At 66.4% G+C, this 274-nt stretch carries 1 pseudogene; it reads right to left on the bottom strand.

Features of this window, described 5'->3' with window-relative positions:
* Positions 1-274, bottom strand: a pseudogene (locus EUU22_RS20130) (IS1634 family transposase); the annotation flags it as partial.

Raw genomic sequence — 274 nt, 5'->3', positions numbered from 1 at the left:
CCCTCGACTCGTACCTCCTTGACCTTCAGCGGCGCCGGGTCCGTGCTCTGGACGCGGGGACCACGCACCACGCGGAAGCGCGTGCGGTCGGCTAGCACCTGGTCGCGCACCTCGGCTTGTTTGCGCATCCGCGCCCCCAGGATGTACGGCCAGCCCTGCTGCTCCAAATCGTTGAGGGTGTCCTGGCTGATCATGCCGCGGTCGGCAACGATGCAAAGCTGCCGGATCTGGAAACGCCGCCACAGGCGATCGACGATGGGGATCAAGGTGGTCA

Source organism: Ciceribacter ferrooxidans (assembly GCF_004137355.1).
Classification (GTDB): domain Bacteria; phylum Pseudomonadota; class Alphaproteobacteria; order Rhizobiales; family Rhizobiaceae; genus Allorhizobium; species Allorhizobium ferrooxidans.
The sequence above is the reverse complement of the archived record's forward strand: the minus strand, read 5'-3'. Positions and strand labels throughout refer to the sequence as shown.